Source organism: Singulisphaera photorubra (assembly GCF_045290345.1).
GTDB lineage: Bacteria > Planctomycetota > Planctomycetia > Isosphaerales > Isosphaeraceae > Singulisphaera.
Genome location: NZ_CP155447.1, coordinates 5,853,375 through 5,870,570 on the forward strand (window position 1 = coordinate 5,853,375; position 17,196 = coordinate 5,870,570).

Here is a 17,196-nt window from a genome sequence, read left to right on the forward strand (position 1 = left end):
CATCGGTCACCTATCAGAAAATCAAAGAAAACCGAGACCAACGGCTTAGAGGAGAGTCCGGAATCGTCATTAAAGTGTCGGCGGTCGCGAACTTTCGGTTTCGCGAAATCCCTCTCCAGCTTCAGGTCGCAATGCTTACACACTTCTGTGGGCCAACTGCTCCCCCAGCTCAGGATGAATCGCTCACCACAACGGGGGTATCGGAAGTGCATAAGAAAATACCACGTGACGAAATAACCCAGCATGCATGCGAGGATCCCGATGCTCAAAGCAAACATGAGGATGTTAACGAGTACGGGATGTCGCTCCGGCTCGATGGCTAAGAGAGGGGATACGAACACGGCGAATAACACTATGTAGCCGAGGAAGAACCGCCAGCACATCCATCGTAGGCAGGCATACCGCCGCGAAGCCTCGGCAAGTGTTTTAGGGTCAACTTCGCCCAAGGTAAAGATCCTATCGCATTGAGGCTGGATGGCTGGCTGGGCGAATTCAAAGGGTCAGGAGCCGATATGGCCGTATCGGCTCCTGACCCCTTTGAATTCGCCCGAATCGGCTCGCTTCAGGCAGCGTCGAGCCGATTCGGACAGCGACGTCTCTACGCTATGCGATCAAAAGTCGTTTACCAGTCGCCGACGCTGCCGTCTCGGTAGAAGGACCGAAGGAGGACTTCCTGTTCGAATGGGTGTTTCTTGATCGCTTCCTCGTCGATTTCGACCCCCAGTCCGGGGAGCGTGTTGGGATAGACGATGCGTCCCTTGGGCTCGATCGTGAAACCCTCGCGGACGACTTCAGAACGCCAGGGGACGTCGTCGAGAACGGCTTCACAGATGATGTAGGAAGGCGTGGCAAAGCCGAGTTCGAGCGAGGCGGCGGTGCTGACAGGCCCTTGCGGATTATGCGGGGCGAGGGCGACGCGATACGCCTCGGCCATCGCGGCGATTCGCCGGGCCTCGGAGAGACCGCCGCAGTGGGTGATGTCGGGTTGGAGGACGCTGCAGGCGCGACGTTCCAGCAGCTCGCGGAAGGCGTGCTGCGAGACAAGGCGTTCGCCGGTCGCGATCGGGGTCGAGACGGACCGCTGGATGAGCGCGATGTCCTCGATCGTCTCGGGCCAGCAGGGCTCCTCGAAAAAGTAGAGGCCGAACTGCTCGAGGGCCTTGGCGAAGCGGAGGCCCATTCGGGGGGAAGGGCGGGCGTGGCAATCGACCATGATGTCGATGTCGTCGCCGACGGCATCGCGCATGGCCTTGACGCAGGCCTCGGCGTATTTCAAAGGGCGGAGCCCTTCGAGAGGCATGGTTTCGGGGACGGCCATCGACTTGAATGCGGTGAAACCCTGTTCGACCGCGCGCTGGGCCAGTTCACCGAAGCGGCGGGCATCGGCGGGGTCGGTCTGATAGAAGTCTTCCATTCGACCGCCACCAAGGTGGCAGTAGAGCCGGATGTAGTCGCGGACGGCCCCTCCCCAGAGCTTGTGGCAGGGAACCCCGTGGATCTTGCCGACGATATCCCAGAGAGCCAGGTCGATCCCGCTAATCGCGGTCCCGCGCACGATGCCGTTGCCGTGCCAGAAATGCTGGCGATACATCATCTGCCAGAGGTGTTCGACCCGGGTGGGGTCTTCGCCGATCAGCAGTTGCGAGATGTCCTCGATCGCCCCGACCACTGCGCGGGTATGCCACTCCAGGGTCGCCTCGCCCCAGCCGTGGAGACCGGGTTGGTCAGTCTGGACCTTGACGAAGATCCAGTTTCGCATCCGCGCATTACAGACAAATGTTTCGATCTTTGTGATCTTCATCAAATCTCTCTTTGATTCGCAAGTCCCGGAACGGGTTACCCCCCAACCCCGTCACGAACGACGACGTGGTCCAGCTCCAGGGTGAATTCGCGATAGGCTTCGAAGACTTCCATGTCATCGTTTTCGGCCAAGTCATACCAATTCCGCGCGGCCCGGTCCATGCGGTCGACGAGGAAGTCGGATCCCCGACGACCCATGGTGGACGCGACGCCGATGGCGATCAAGCAAGTTCGGCCTTCAAGCGGGGAACCACTCGGCGATCCGGGCTGCGATATTGTCGGTCAACGCCTCTAAAGAGCCGGCGGCCAGGACGGCGATCTCGGCCTGGTAGATTCCGCGACCATAGGCCGACGCCGACGGCAAGTAACCCGGTTGCCAACCGTTGACCAGGGTCAACACCACGATCGGAGCGTGGGGAGCACGGCGGCGCAGCTCCACCTGCAAGTGTTGGTAGTGTTCAGCCCCCACGGCCAGCCAGACGGCGCCTCCGGTTTTCCAGAGCAAGACGTCGAACGGGAAGTTGGGGCCGGGAGGGAGGCTGCCGACCCGGACGAGCTGCCGATTCATTCGCTCCACGAACGCCCGGCATTCGGCGGCCCGGGCTCGATCGCCACGGCCCATTGCGTCTTGCTCTTCGCGTTCCCAACGGGCGCGGTCCTGGCGGGTCGACTCGGCCGTGGGGAGGTCGGGGCGGAAGGGGAGGTTGACAGTCCAGCGCTTCAGGTCCCAGGCTTCCAGGTCGCGGAGTTGATCGGCCTCAAGGGGAACGTGACGCCAGGTACCGATGACCGCCCCCGACTCGACCGGCCCTGCGTACTCGAACCGGGTCCGCGGCGGCGGCATCCCTTCGAGAGCCGAAAGTGCGGCGTAACCGAGTTGCCGGCCATTGCGATCGGCGACGGCCAGGTCCCCGACGAAGCCTTCACGGGGCCCGAGTTCCCCCGATGCCCCCTGCAAGAAGAGACAAGGAACGCCGGTGGCTTGTTCGACGACCTCGCGCATCGCCCCCGGGAAATCGGGGCTGATGAGCGTATTATCCCAGGCCAGGGTGGTCGGGTGGCAAGCGTAGTTGACCATCGTCGCGAGCGTGCGGCCCGCTGCGTTCGTGGCCCGGACGACAACGACGGTGTCGTCCGCGGGGCCATCGGGATTGAACCCGCAGACGAATCGCCCGCCCGCCTCATCGAAGCCGTCGCGATGGGCGGCAAGGTTGCAGCGGCCCAGCGCATAGCCCAGCGTGGCCGGTTCCGCTTGCGCCTGGGCGTCGGCGACGAGGACCGCCAATCGTTCCGCAAGCTCGGCCAGATAGGGAGCAATCAGGTCGCCTCCGGGGCGATCCGCGCGTCCAGTGTCCATCAAGCCGGACGCATGCGTGTGCGAGAAGGCAACGAGCAGTTGCTCCCGCGCGATCCCGGATTTCGCCGCGACGACGTCGAGGACTTTCTGGGCCTCGAGGTCCCAGAGAAGGCAATGGTCGAGCGCCACCACCACGACGCCCTCCGACAGGCCGTTCGGCGGGGCGATGAAGGCCGCGGTGGCCGTGAGCGGCCGATGCACCCCGGTCGAGCGTTCATGGGAGGCGGCGCCCCACATCCGGTGGTAGATCCCCACCGGGGGGGTGACGTCGCCTCGGGCCACGCCGAACGAACAAAGGCTTTGCGGAGTTTCCAAGGGAGTCGGCATTGATCAGTCCGTGGAATCAGATGGTGTCGCGGTCGGCGTCGAAGATAAGCCAGCACGCCCCGGCCACGATATGGATGGCGGCGAAGAAAGTGAGCACGGCATCCCAAGACCCCGTGATCACGACGAGCTTCGGAACAATGATCGGGAAGAGGATCGACCCCACGGCCCCGGACGTGTTCATGATCCCGAAGACTTGCGGGGTATTGCGGCCCCCCAGATCCATCGTCAGCGCGTAGGCGCAGGGACCGGCCAGCGCCGCGGCGAACGCCCCGACGCTCAGGACGAGCACAGCCAATCGGGCGTCGGCGATCGGATAAGCCAGACCAATCAACAGGGTTGCCAAGAACATGCTCGCCACGGAAACCCCCTGGCGGGCAAGCCGAAGACTCCCGGTTCTCGCCAGGACCCGATCCGAAAGCCAACCGCCGGCCAGGCAGCCGAGCATGGTCGTCCAGTGCGGTAGGCTGGTGAGCAGGCCTGCCTCCCACACCCCAACGCCCCTGGTTTCATGCAAATAGGTCGGAAACCAACTCAGATAAAAGATGGCCGCGGCCGCGCGAAAGAACTGCTGCAAGACCAGGCCGAGGACCGCCCGATTGGTCAAGAGAACACGCCAGGCGATTGGACCAACGGCCTGGTGGTCCTCTTTTTTCGCCCCTTCGGAAATCAAGGCAAGCTCCGCCGCGTTGACCGAGGGGTGTTCGCGGGGGGTGTTGCGGAACCAGAGGGCGAAACCGAGCGCCCAGATCAGGCCGGGCACGGCGTAGAGCAAGAACATCCAACGCCAGGAAACATAAACCAGGATATACCCGGTCAGGGCGGCTCCGATGCCCCCTCCGACGCCCATGAAACTGGCCAGGACCCCGCTGACCCAGGCGCGTCGCGAGACCGGATACCAGCGACTCAGCACGCCCGTGGAGGAGGGAAAAATCCCTGCTTCAGCGGCCCCCATCGAGAAGCGGGCCACCAGCAGCAAGACGACTCCGTGCGTGGCGCCACAGAGCCCGGTGGCCAGCGACCAGGCCGCGGAGAAAACGGGGAGGGCCCGCCGAGAACCCCAAGCATGGTCCAACCCGGCGGCGGGCACCTGGAAGAGCGCATAGGCCAGGAAAAAGGCGCTCATCACCAGCCCCATCTGCGACTCGGACAACCCGAGGTCTGCGCGGATGAGCTTCTCAGCCACACTCAGGCAGCCGCGATCGATATAGGCAATCGTCGTGGCGACGCAGAGCCAGATCAGGACGAGATGCCGAACCCGTGATGCACTGGCATCATCAGGCCGATCGTGGAGAAGCGAGGCCTCTTCCGTTGCGATGGGGGCGACACCGGTCGCCCCATTCCAATTTGCGTCTTGCTCCAAACCAACCCCCTGTCTCGATGGCCGCGGATTACGCCAAGATTTCGCGAATCGGCATCCCGTGGTCGATCTCCAGTCGCTTGCGCCCGGGGATCTCCAGTTTGCGGCTGTCCAGGCCCAGCAAGTGAAGGATGGTCGCGTGGACGTCAGTGACGTAGTGGCGATTTTCTTCCGCGTGGAAGCCGATCTCGTCGGTCGCGCCGTGGACCACGCCCCCTTTGATACCGCCGCCGGCCATCCAGACGGAGAAGCCATAGATATGGTGGTCGCGGCCGTCGCTCCCCTGCGAACCGGGGGTCCGGCCGAACTCGGTGCCAAAGACCACGATGGTCTCGTCGAGCAACCCGCGGCGTTTCAGGTCGGTGAGGAGGCCGGCGATCGGCTTGTCGATCCGCTGGCAGTTCGCGGTGTGGTTGGCCTTCAGACCACCGTGAGCGTCCCAGGCCCCTGCCCCGCCGCCGCCGTCCTGCACCTGGACAAACCGGACGCCTCGCTCAACCAGGCGCCGACAGGCCAGCATCTGTGCCCCGAAGTCTTTCGTCTTCGGGTCGTCGAGGCCATAGAGTTGTTGGGTCTCCGCGGTCTCGCCGCGGAAGTCGATCACCTCGGGCAGCGATCCTTGCATCCGATAGGCGAGTTCATAGGCCTTGATCCGAGCGGTCAGAGTCGGATCGTCGGGATACTCCACGGCACGGAGCCGATCGAGGCGATCGACCAACCCGAAGCCAAGGCGCTGCTCGGCGTCGGCAATGTCCATCTCGGGGCGGCCGTAATCGAGCGGGTTGGCGGGATCGATCCGGATCGGGATCGCGTCGTGTGCCGGCCCGAGGTAGTGGCCGTCGCTCTTGTTCCAGTATTCCCGGACACCCATCGAAATATACTGGGGCAAATTGTCGTTGAGCGAGCCGAGGCCGTAGTGCGCCCAGGCGCCGAGGTTCGGGAACTCGCCGTCGAGCATGTGACGGCCCGAGTGGAATTGCGTCTGGGCGCCGTGGTTGTTGTCCGTCGTGTACATCGAGCGAACGACGGCAATATCGTCGATGCAGCCGCCGATGTGGGGGAGCCAGTCGCTGACCTCGATCCCGCTCTGGCCGTACTTCTTGAAGCCGATCTGGAGCGGATAAAGCTTCGTGCGCGACTGGCCGTTGGCATCATTCACGACCACGACGCGGGCCAGGGCGAGCTTCTTCGGGTCCTGCGTCCCCTGGTAAGGAGTCTCCGCGATGGTCTTGCCCGCGTATTTGTTCAATTCGGGCTTCGGGTCAAAGGTCTCCATGTGGCTGACGCCGCCATTCATGAAGAGCCAGATGACCGACTTGGCCTTGGCCGGGAAGTGAGGACGACCGGTGGGGGGCGTCCAGACTCCGTCGGAGCCGCGGACAACCCCGTCGCGCTGAAGCATTGCTCCCAGGGCGAGGCCGGTGAACCCCATTCCCATGTCGGCGAGGAAACGGCGACGGTGGACCCCGGGGCAGGAGCCTCCGCCTGGATGATTCGGGTTTGGCATGGGTCGATCGTCCGTTCTTATCGGATGGTGATGAAGTCGTTGTGGTTGAGCAACGACTGCACGAGGATCTCGCGAGCGCGACGACCTGGCGTAGCCGCAGCGCGTTTTTCCAACAGAATCTTCAGATCTGTGAGGGCTTGCTCGCAGGCCGAGAGTTCCTCGGCAGATGGAGCGGTGCCCAGAATCATGAGGAATGCCTCGGCGGCGAATTTCGCGTCGGACGATTCGCCGAGCCGACTGTTCAGACGGTCCGCGATTTTCGCCGCCATGGTCTGCGCGAGGCGGCTGTTCCAGAGCGCCAGCGCCTGCACGGGAACAACGCTCTCGCCGCGACGGTAGCAATCCTGCACGCTGGCATCGTCAAAGGTGGAGAGAAACTTGTTGTGGTCGTTGTGCGAGTGCACGAAGTAGAGGCTCCGCCGGGGAGACATCGCTTCGGTCTGGGGAACGGGCGGACCTCCGACCTGATCGGACAACTCGCCAGCGAGATGAAAAAGGCTGTCGCGAACGACCTGCGCCTCCATCCGGACCGGGTTCATCCGCCAGTAGAGCCGGTTTTCCGGGTCGGCGGCCAGGGTCGCCGGATCCGCGCCCACGCTTGAAGAACTGCGGCGATAGGCGTCGGAAAGAACGATCATCCGGTGGAGCCGTTTCATGCTCCAGCCGTGCTCCATGAAGTCGACGGCCAGCCAGTCGAGCAGTTCGGGATGGGTCGGCGGGGCTCCCTTGCGACCGAAGTCGAAGACGGTCGAGACCAAGGGCTTGCCAAAGTGGCGTGCCCAGATCTGGTTGACCGCAACGCGGGCCGTCAGGGGGTTCTTCCGGTCGGTCAACCAGTTCGCCAGCGCGGTGCGCCGGCCGGTGCTCGTGGCAGGGAAGGTCAGGACGTTCGGAGCGTCTTTATCGGTGGGCGATTCGGCCGCCTTTACCGCCCCTCGGAGCGGGGTATACTCCTCGCTCTCCGCCGCGAACGCCGTGCGGGCCGCGGCCAGAGCAGCGGTCGCGGCCTCACGCTTCTTCCGATTCGCCTCCGCGTCCTTGTCGCCGACCTGCAATTCAAGGCGGGCGAGTTCTTCTTCGGCCTTGGCCACGGCTTCTCGCCGCTCCGCATGCGCCGCCTTGATCGCCAGCGCCTTCGCGTCTTCGGCTGGAGGCTGGCGATGGCGTGCTCGATCGGCGGCGGCCCGCGCCTCCAAGGTTTCCGGCTGGGTCAGCGCGGTCGCGAGAACTTTCTCGGCGAGGGCCACCGCAGCCTTGGCCTGGTCGCGCGGCGTTCCTCCTTTGAATTCAGGCGATTCGGCCGCGACGAGCTTTTCACCGGGAGGGAGCGCGACCAGTTCCAGCGAGGTGAATTCCGCCTTCGCCGCGAAGGTGACGAGTGCGATCGCCCCGGCAGCCCGTTCGACAGGCAGGCGGTAAGCGAGCGCATGCTCGCCGTTGACCGCGACGTTCACCAACGTCCCTCGAACGCTGACGGTCAGTTCGTACGGCTCGCCCAGCTTGATCGAACGACCCAGGGCTCCTCCCGGCGGATAAGCGTCATTGCCCGCTTGTCGGTAGGCGATCTGCAGCTTGGGTCCGCCGGCGTGGGCACTCAGATAGACAAGAACCTCACGTCCTTCAGCCGAATCAAAGCTCAAGCCGACCGATCGCCAGGGGTCGCCGCCTGTGATCGTAAACCGGAGGCTGGCACGGAAGTCGACCGGATGATTGGACTTGGTCCGTAGCACGGACCGGACCGCTCCCGGATTGTCCTGGAAGAGTTTGCCGTTTTTGTAGTCCCACTGACCGGCCACCGTCTCCCAGGCGTCGGGGCGAGGGGCCGCGAAGTTGTCACGGAGGCTGAAGCTCCCCGCGTCATCGGCCTCGCTAACGGTGGCCGAGGGCTTATCCGCCTCGACCGTAGCCAGTTGGGCTCTCGCCTTCGCCAGGGCCGATTGGGCCGTCGCGATCCGGGCGTTTGCGGCCCTGACCTGGTCTTCGAGCACGAACGGACGCAACCCCGGTCGCGAGGCTTCCACTGGCAGGGCCACGGGCTTGATCTCCAGATCAGCCCAGGCCAGCAAGGCCGGGACCCCCGGCTTGAGCGGCTGATCCTTCAGCGGGTGGGCCTCGTTGCCACGGTCGAAGCGATAGGTCGGGGCATCGAGATTACCGTCGAAAACGCGGGGGATGCCCCCCTTCTCGAAATCGAGCTCGCCGGGGACTTGATCCGTCCGGACCTGGTAGGGCTCGAAGAAGGCACGGAGGCTGTAATAATCGTTGTGGCTGATGGGGTCGTATTTGTGGTCATGGCATTTCGCGCAGTTGAACGTCAGGCCCAGGAAGGCCTTGCCAGTGTGCTCGACGACCTCTTCGAGCCAGGTGTTGCGGTTGAACTTGAAGTAGTTGCGGGCCAGGAACCCGGTGGCGCGAAGCCGCTCGGGATCGTTGGGAGTCAACTCGTCGGCGGCGATCATCTCGCGGACCATCTGGTCGTAGCCCTTGTCGGCATCCAACGACTCGATGATCCAATCTCGCCAATGCCAGATATGTTTCTGGCTATTCCGGAGCTCCGCCCCCAATCCCCACCAATCGCTATATCGCCAGATATCCATCCAATGTCGTCCCCAACGCTCGGCGTGCGACTTACCGGCGAGGAGGCGATCGACCATCGCTTCGTAGGCGTCCGGAGAATTGTCCGCCAGGAACGCGGCCTGCTCTTCGGCCGTGGGAGGAATGCCGGTCAGGTCGAGGTAGACCCGACGCTGAAGCAGACCTTTGAACGCCGGTGGTTGCGGGGTCAACCCCTTCGACTTCCAACCCGCGGCGAGGAAGGCGTCGATCGGATTACCGCGACGATCGGCACCGACTGACGGGACCGAGGGACGGACCGGGGCGCGGAAAGCCCAGTGGTCGCGCGGGTCGGGCTCGAGTGAATCATCAGCGGGGGCGACGGCTCCCTGGTCAATCCAGGTTTTGATCAAGGCGATTTGCTCAGCGCTCAAGGCCTCGCCATCGCCGGGGGGAGGCATCCGCCCTTTGCCTTCTTCCATGATGCGGTCAACCAGCAGGCTCTCGTCGCTCTTGCCCAGTTCGATCACAGGCCCGCTGTCGCCCCCCTCGATCAGGGACTTCACCGAGTCGGTGCGAAGCTTGTTCTTCTGCTTGAGGGCTCCGTGGCAGGAGTAACACCGGGCCGCGAGGATCGGTTTGATCTGCTTGACATAGTCAACCGTCTCGGCGGCCGGCGTCGTCCGTGCGACGAGAGCCAACCCGAGTACGGTCATGAGGGCAAGTGCAGCACGCATCCCGGTGAATCTCCATCTTTTCCCGCCAACCGATGCGATGGGCAGTGTGGCCGAGCGCCCGGGGAGTTGGGGATCTCCGCGAAAGAACGGCCGTAACCAGAATATCTTATCGACAAGGCCAAGTCGTCGTCGAAAGCGACGGCGATGACGACCACCCAGAACAAGGCCGCACCAGGGCGAAACCGTCTTCCGGGTGGCTTGGGGGGGGTCAGTAGGCGTCGGCGCTAATAATCTCGCCCCCTTTGGTGGTGCTGACGCTCATCCAGGTCACGGCATTGATCGTGTTCTTGATGAATTTCACACTGCCATCACCGAAGAGGGTATTCACGCCACCGGGGTGCCGTCCGCGCGAGGCAAACATGCGGGGCTGGGCGCTGGAATCGGGGAATATGCAAGGGGGATTGCGAAGATAACCGCTCTTGCAATAGTCCGACGTATAGATGACGTCCGGGGCCGTGCTATTGGGGGGAAGATAGGTCGAGAAGCCCGCGGCATCCCCCCACCAGGTGAACCCGCGAAGATCGGTCCCCTGCCCGATAATCACCTCCGAGGCAAGGAGAGTGTTGCTCAACCCATCGGGAATGTCGGCAAAACCATACACACCAGGCCTGCTATAGATGTTCATAAAGGGAGCACCGCCATGCCGGACCCCGTTCAGAACCGCCTGCTGCTCCATCGCCGTGTTGCCGTAGTTGACCGCATAGCTGTGTGACGTGACGCCGAAGGTCGGCGCGTTCGGCGTGTCACTCGGGCAGGTCAACGTACCGACCCTGCGATTGGTGACCGTGGTCTGGATGGCCCCGAAATAGTAAGTGGCCTGGCCGACGTTGTAACTCGGGGAAAACGAGAAATTATAGCTATTCTGAAGACCTTGCTGCTCGAGATAGGGGAGCACGAAGACCACCCAAGACCCCCAGCAACAGTCACTCTTGCCGGGAGGCAGCGAGTTGACCGTGGAGTGATAGTTGTGCATCGCGATCCCAACCTGCTTCATGTTGTTGATGCATTGGGCGCGTCTCGCGGCCTCGCGTGCCGCCTGCACGGCAGGGAGCAACAGCGCGATCAGAACGGCGATGATGGCGATGACGACCAGCAGTTCGATCAGCGTGAACCCACGACACCTGCGTTCCATGATCGGATCCCTCTCATGACTGCATGATTGTGGCTTTTCTGTGCACTCACTTCTTCAGGTCAAAATTGAAACGATTCGGTTGACCGGCCTTGACCTCGGCGTTCAGTGTGCTCGAGGCGTTGTACTTCGCGGGAATGAGGTCCGGGGGAGACGGTGGGGTCTTGCCCGGGCCGCTATCGGACGGCGCGGCCGTAGACTTCGGGGGGCTGGTAATGATCACCCGATACCCGCCCGCGACCGGCCCCTCGTGGCGAGGGATGGAATACTCGCCGTCTTTGATCGCCGCGCTGGCGAAGGTCCCCTGATTAGTCTCGGGCCGGAACTGGATCATCCCTTGCAAGAGCGGCTCCCCTTGGAGGATGACATTCCCCGAGATCTCCTGGCGCGGCAGGTCATCGTCAGCACCGCCGCAGCCCCCGAACAGGGCGAGAACGACGATCCCAGACGACAGTCGCTGGCAAGTGGCGCCGAGCGAGGAGCCCATGCGAATCCGCCTCCGAGTTAAAGTGTTCAGGCCGCAAACCGACGGGGTTTTTGGCCGCGAACTCAGCCAAATCGATTCGGCATCCGCCGACTTCGAGGTACGGAATGAAGGAATCACTACCGTCAAGTGACGACGGACTCCCGAGGAGGCCACCCACGGTCTGCCTCGAGATCACTGCCCGGCACGAAGAAACACCGGAAGAGTCACGGGCTTGAGTCCTACGCCCGTAAGAAGGTGGGAGACGCAAGGTTCCTCTCGAGAAACGACACCGTGAAAGCCAGTCGCCGATGGACTTTTTTGCCCGCACTTTATCGTTAAAGAGAAATTAAGAGACGAACCAAGGGCCGTCAAGTTCTCTATCGCAAGATTTGTCGATTTTTTCTTCGCGAGTCCGAACTCGAGGAGGAGTGCTCACGAGGGGTGCGAACGGCAAAGGCTGCATCATGACAGTGGGAGATCAAGCACTGCAGCGGCGGATCAGCTTCGTGGGGAAGACAACCTCGGGGGTGTCGAACTTGCCGTTTTTGATGTAAGTGAGGAGAAGTTCGGCGGCGCGTCCTCCCATCTCGACACCGGGCAAGGCCACAGTCGTGAGAGGGGGATCGACGTACTGAGCGAAGTCAAAGTCGTCGAAGCCGATGATGGCCAGACTGGTGGGGACTTTGCGGCCGAGTTGCTTGGCGGCCTGGATCGCGCCGACGGCAAGCACGTCGTTGGCGCACAGGATGGCGGTAACGGTGGGATCATCGCGGAGAACGGCTTCCATCCGGCTGCGAGCCCCCTCGACGGTCTCACGCTCGACTTCCCAGACCTTGCTCCAACAGCCCCCGCCCGCCTGAATCGCCTCTTCGTAACCGGCGATACGCTTCTCAACGGCCGGCCAGAGGCGGTCGGTCGCGAGAAACCCAATCCGCTGATTGCCTTTGGACTGGAGGAAGGCGACGGCGGCGGCGGCTCCCCCCCGGTCGTCGGCCAGAACACAGGCGGCAGTGGGCGCCTCCGCACGGTCCTCGATGAGGACGAACGGGTAACCGGTGCTCTCCAACTCCTCAATGTGCTCCGCCCGCCGATCCGGCGAACCGGAGAGGTGGACGACCGCGCCGTCGAACCGGCGCTGACGCACAAGTCGTCGAAACACACCGGCGGCTTGATCAGGATGAAATCCCTGGACCAGGAGCCCATAATCCTCCTGCCGGAGGGTATCCACCATTCCGCTCAGGATGGCGACGTGGAACGGGTCGGAGAGAAAGCGGACCGCCGGATCGATGGTGAGAAAGGCCATGGTCTTGGTATATTGCAGCCGCAAGCCCCGCGCCTGCACATTGGGCTGATAGTTCAGATCGCGGATCGCTTGTATGATGCGTTGACGGGTCTCCTCCCGCAACTGCGAGGTCCGACCATTCACGACGTTCGACACGCTCTGGAGCGAGACTCCCGCCTGTTTCGCCACGTCACGCATGGTCACGCTCATGGAAAATCGCACCTTGCCATTGGGCCGAGGACTACTTCTGAGGTTTCAGCCCGGCGGGGCGTGTCTGAACCAGCCTGAGGCAAGACCACCTTACATTACCATGCCAGCATTTTCCAAATCTAAAAAGGCAGCCGAGGCCGGGCGATGAGCCTGGGATGATTCCTCCTGTTGGCATGATTCGTTAAGCCGCCCTGTCTGAGCTGAAAAACATTTGTCGAATCGGCTGCCCGTAATCGATCTCCTGACGCTTTCGCACGGCGATCTCCCACTTGCGGCTGCCCAGGCCCAAGAGGTGAGGAATGGTCGCGTGGACGTCGGTGACGTAGTGGCGATTCTCTTCAGAGTCGAAGCCGATCTCGTCGGCGGCGATCATCTCGCGGACCATCTGGTCATAGCCTTTGTCGGCATCCAACGACTCGATAATCCAATCCCGCCAATGCCAGATATGTTTCTGGCTATTACGGAGTTCGGCCCCCAACCCCCACCAATCACTGTATCGCCAGATGTCCATCCAGTGGCGTCCCCAGCGCTCGGCAGAGTGCGTCCCGGCGAGAAGACGATCGACCATCGCCCTCGTAGGCGTCCGGCGAGTCGTTGCTCAAGAACGTGGCCTGCTCCGCGGCCGTGGGAGGGATGCCGGTCAGGTCGAGAAAGACCCGACGCTGCAACAGACCTTTCGGGGCCGTGGGCTGCGGAGTTCAACCCTTCGCCTGCCAGCCCGCGACGATGAAGGCGTCGATCGGGTTACCATCTCGAGCGAAGCCTATGGAGGGGACCGGAGGGCGAGTCGGGGCGCGGAACGCCCAATGATCACGCGGATCGGGTTCGAGAGAATCGTCGGCGGGGGCGACGGCCCCCTGATCGATTCAGGCTTTGATCAATCTGATTTGGTCGGCGCTCAAAGCCTCCCTATCGCCGGGGGGAGGCATACGCCCTGGCCCTTCTTCCATGATGCGTTCGATCAGCAAACTCTCATCGCTCTTGCCTGGTTCGACCGCCGACTCACTATCGCCCCCCGCAGTCAGGGACTTCACTGAGTCGGTGCGGAACTTACTCTTTTGCTTGAGGGCTCCGTGGCAGGAGTAGCACCGCGCCGAGAGGATCGGTTTGATCTGCTTGGCATAGTCGACCGTCTCGGCAACGGTCGTCGCACTTGCGGCAAGAGCCAACCAGGACACGATCCTCGGGACACGTGCAGCACGCTTCCCAGTGAATCTCCATCATTTAATCTAGCCGACAATACGAGAGGCAGAGTGTTCGAACGGCCAGCGAGTCGGCAAACTCCATCCGGAGAACGGACACAATCCGAATGCCAGATCGAAAGTGGAGTCGTCGGCGTCAACGTCCAAAGCGAGCGGTCCACCCGGGATAATCTACCGCGCCAGGGCGTCGGCGACTCCCGGGTGGTCGACTCGATTCGAGCCTAGTAGGCGTCGCTGCTCACGATCTCAGCCCCTCGGGTTGTCGAGAGGGATCGCCAAACGTTCAGGCTGATCGAATTTTTGATGAACCGGACCGAGCCATCCCCCATCGTGGTATTCACCCCGCCCGAGTGCCTGCTCCGGGCTCCGTTGTACTGCGGTAAGGTGGCGGTGGGCGCAGTACATGGCGGATTCATCTGGTAGGGATAGACGCAATAGGCCTGGTTTTCGGTCACGTCGGGTTGAGTCGAGTTGGGTGCCACCCAGGCCGTGAAGCTCGCAGCACTCCCCCACCACGAGAAACCACGAAGGTCATATGAGGAGTTATACTGCCCCCCAGTCCCGGTACCGACGACCACCTCCGAGCAAAGCAGGGTATTGCTCAAGCCATCGCTGATGGAAGCGAAGGTAGCCACGCGTTGCCCGCCCATACCTGGGTTGGCCACATTCATGTCGGTAAAGGGAGCTCCACCAAATGGAAACGTGATCCCACCAAAGGCGAAACTGGCGGGCTGTGAGCTGGTCAGATTGCCGTAATTGACCACGTAGTTCTGCGAGGTCACCCGACCAATCCCTACCAAGCTGGTGCCACTTCCGTCGCTTGGGCACATATACGCATTCACTCGCGTTGCGGATACCGTCGTATTCGCCGCCCCGCTGTAACGCAGTGGAGCGTCGTAGGCGCTCCCCATCTGGTAGTAGACGAGATCACCGCCGAAATTCCAGGCATTGAAGAGCGCTTGCTGTTCAACTTGGGGCAGCATGAACACCAGCCAGGTCCCCCAGCAACAGGACTTCTGGCCCGGCGGCAGCGACCCATTAACACTTTCGTAATTGTGCATCCCCAAACCAATCTGCTTGAGATTGTTGATGCACTGCGATCGACGGGCCGCCTCACGGGCCGCCTGGACAGCCGGCAGCAGGAGGGCAATCAAAACAGCGATGATGGCGATCACGACCAGCAATTCGATGAGCGTAAAACCACGACGTTGACTTCTCATGAAGAACTCTCCCGTAAAAGATCCGAAAAGAAATCGTTGCGGGGTACTTCGACGCCGAGAAGAAGCGATCGTTGTCAGAGGCGGTGCAAATGAGAACGATCGAGATCAGGGATTAAAGGCAATGACTATCCGACAGTTCTCACGATGCGGCGGACCATCTTCCTCACTGACCGCATGGGATTCGATCGAAGTTGGCATCCATGCCTCAATGATTTGGAGCGATACGTCCTTGAGAACAATCGCTCAAGTTTTGCGTTAGGCAACTTCGCCGTTGCCGTCAAAAGCGAGTTTCCTCCTCGAAAATGGCTCCCTTGAATTGATACAGTTCCCCCACATTTCAAGAGTGTGAAAATCATCGTCCCTATCGCCGCAGCCCCATCTCGAGTGAGGCTGACGATCCAGAAACGACATGCGTGTGCAACTGTCCCCCGAACAGGGGGCCATGCAATCTCACTTCCGATTTCGAGCTTCTACACCGCAAACAGACGGGTTTTGACCGGGAGCTCAGCCCTATTGAATTAGGACTTGTCGGCTTGGCTATAGATCAATAATTCAAGACCCACTTACAACCCGGCGAATCGAAACATGCGATACCTGACAGCCCAAGGAGTGGCTGTCCGACAGAGGAGTCACCGAGTTTTTTCGGAGGCAAGGCCGAATGTGCAGGAAGGAGAGAGGCGTAACGTTCCTCTCGGGTGGAGTGAACAGGAGAGTGAGACGCTGATGTGTCTTCACACGCCCTTTATCGATAAAGAGAACCTAAGTGGTGAAGCGACGGCGGTCAAGCTCTCTATCGGAAGAATTGCTGGTTTTCTTTGGTGGAGGGCAAAGTCGGTCATGCATGCGAAATATCTATTATGCATGCATCTACTGGTCTCTCAGGCGGTCCCGCGATGGATCAGCACGGTAGGAAAGACAAGCTCGGAGGCAGCGAACTGTCCATCCTTGAGATACCCGAGGAGGAGTTCAGCGGCCCGACCGCCCATCTCGGCGCCAGGCAGGGAAACAGTCGTCAGCGGGGGATCAACATACCTTGCAAAGTCAAAATCATCAAAGCCGACAATCGACAGGCTGGCGGGCACCGAGCGCCCCAGCCGCTTTGCGGCTTGGCTCGCCCCGAGGGCCAGGACATCGTTGGCACAGAGGATCGCTGTCACCTTGGGATCATCACGAAGGACCGCTTCCACTCGCTCACATGCCCCCTCGACGGTCTCACGCTCAACTTCCCAGACTTGGCTCCAACCTCCTCCGCCGGCGCGGATCGCCGCTTCGTAACCGGCGATCCGTTTCTCAACGGCGGGCCAGAGTCGGTCCGTCGCGAGGAACCCAATCCGCTGATTTCCTCGGGACTGGAGATAAGCAACAGCGGCGAAGGCCCCCCCTTGGTCGTCCGCCAGAACGCATGCCGCCGTGGGAGCCGACACGCAGTCTTCGATCAGGACGAACGGGGAGCCTGTGCTCACAAGCTCCTCGATATGCTCCGCCCGACTCACCGCTGAGCCGGATAGATGAACGACGGCTCCATCAAACCGATGCTGATGCGCGAGGCGACGGAACCCGCCGCCGGCTTGCTTGGGATGGAAACCGTGGACCAGGAGTCCATAATCCTCCTGCCGGAGCGTTTCGACCATCCCGCTCAGAATTGCGACATGGAACGGGTCGGAGAGGAAGCGGGCCGCAGGGTCGATTGTGAGAAAGGCCATGGTTTTCGTACAACGCATCCGCAAGCTTCGAGCCTGCAGATTGGGCTGATAGTTCAACTCACGAATCGCCTGCAAAATGCGTTGGCGGGTCTCCTCTCGCATCTGCGAGGTCCGCCCATTCAGAACGTTCGACACGCTCTGGAGGGAAACCCCCGCCTGTTTCGCAACGTCGCGCATTGTCACGCTCATGAGAAAACCACGCCTTGCCAGTATGCCGAAACCTCGTGCAAAACCCTCGAACATTACCCCCGCCACGTCATGATTCCATCATCAATAATCCCACTCGAAAAAACAGGTCGTTTCACAATAACTCCAATGCGACGGTGGCAAAGGGTCGCCACCCCCT

General features: G+C 61.8%; 14 protein-coding genes. All 14 read right to left on the reverse strand.

The window, feature by feature from the left end; genetic code table 11:
• Positions 1 to 622: 622 nt before the first annotated feature.
• On the reverse strand, positions 623 to 1,801 hold the full coding sequence (gene dgoD / locus V5E97_RS22090; protein WP_406693697.1) for a galactonate dehydratase: 1,179 nt from the start codon (positions 1,799 to 1,801) through the stop codon (positions 623 to 625).
• 35 nt (positions 1,802 to 1,836) lie between these two features.
• Positions 1,837 to 1,998, reverse strand: coding sequence for a hypothetical protein (locus V5E97_RS22095; protein WP_406693698.1), 162 nt, complete (start codon positions 1,996 to 1,998; stop codon positions 1,837 to 1,839).
• Between the two features lie 40 nt (positions 1,999 to 2,038).
• The gene (locus V5E97_RS22100) at positions 2,039 to 3,484 is read right to left on the reverse strand and encodes a hypothetical protein (RefSeq protein WP_406693699.1); all 1,446 of its coding nucleotides are present in this window, start codon (positions 3,482 to 3,484) and stop codon (positions 2,039 to 2,041) included.
• 16 nt (positions 3,485 to 3,500) lie between these two features.
• Entirely contained in the window at positions 3,501 to 4,844 is a 1,344-nt protein-coding gene (locus tag V5E97_RS22105) for an MFS transporter (RefSeq protein WP_406693700.1), read from the reverse strand.
• A 28-nt stretch (positions 4,845 to 4,872) separates the two neighbouring features.
• Positions 4,873 to 6,348, reverse strand: coding sequence for a DUF1501 domain-containing protein (locus tag V5E97_RS22110; RefSeq protein WP_406693701.1), 1,476 nt, complete (start codon positions 6,346 to 6,348; stop codon positions 4,873 to 4,875).
• A gap of 17 nt (positions 6,349 to 6,365) precedes the next feature.
• On the reverse strand, positions 6,366 to 9,638 hold the full coding sequence (locus tag V5E97_RS22115; RefSeq protein ID WP_406693702.1) for a DUF1553 domain-containing protein: 3,273 nt from the start codon (positions 9,636 to 9,638) through the stop codon (positions 6,366 to 6,368).
• Between the two features lie 208 nt (positions 9,639 to 9,846).
• Positions 9,847 to 10,770, reverse strand: a complete 924-nt coding sequence (locus tag V5E97_RS22120; RefSeq protein WP_406693703.1) for a DUF1559 family PulG-like putative transporter — start codon at positions 10,768 to 10,770, stop codon at positions 9,847 to 9,849.
• Between the two features lie 46 nt (positions 10,771 to 10,816).
• The gene (locus V5E97_RS22125; protein WP_406693704.1) at positions 10,817 to 11,254 is read right to left on the reverse strand and encodes a hypothetical protein; all 438 of its coding nucleotides are present in this window, start codon (positions 11,252 to 11,254) and stop codon (positions 10,817 to 10,819) included.
• Between the two features lie 457 nt (positions 11,255 to 11,711).
• Entirely contained in the window at positions 11,712 to 12,725 is a 1,014-nt protein-coding gene (locus V5E97_RS22130) for a LacI family DNA-binding transcriptional regulator (protein ID WP_406693705.1), read from the reverse strand.
• Positions 12,726 to 12,906: 181 nt separating this feature from the next.
• Positions 12,907 to 13,293 carry a DUF1549 domain-containing protein gene (locus V5E97_RS22135; RefSeq protein ID WP_406693706.1) on the reverse strand — a complete coding sequence of 129 codons (387 nt, stop codon included), beginning with the start codon at positions 13,291 to 13,293 and terminating at the stop codon, positions 12,907 to 12,909.
• Positions 13,214 to 13,393, reverse strand: coding sequence for a hypothetical protein (locus tag V5E97_RS22140; protein WP_406693707.1), 180 nt, complete (start codon positions 13,391 to 13,393; stop codon positions 13,214 to 13,216). Before V5E97_RS22140 ends, V5E97_RS22135 begins: the two co-directional genes overlap by 80 nt.
• A 198-nt stretch (positions 13,394 to 13,591) precedes the next feature.
• Positions 13,592 to 13,894: a c-type cytochrome domain-containing protein gene (locus tag V5E97_RS22145; RefSeq protein ID WP_406693708.1), complete on the reverse strand. Its 303-nt coding sequence runs from the start codon at positions 13,892 to 13,894 to the stop codon at positions 13,592 to 13,594.
• A 254-nt stretch (positions 13,895 to 14,148) separates the two neighbouring features.
• A complete protein-coding gene (locus tag V5E97_RS22150; protein WP_406693709.1) occupies positions 14,149 to 15,147 on the reverse strand; it encodes a DUF1559 family PulG-like putative transporter in 999 nt (332 codons plus the stop codon).
• 878 nt (positions 15,148 to 16,025) lie between these two features.
• Entirely contained in the window at positions 16,026 to 17,039 is a 1,014-nt protein-coding gene (locus V5E97_RS22155) for a LacI family DNA-binding transcriptional regulator (protein ID WP_406693710.1), read from the reverse strand.
• Between the last annotated feature and the right edge of the window lie 157 nt (positions 17,040 to 17,196).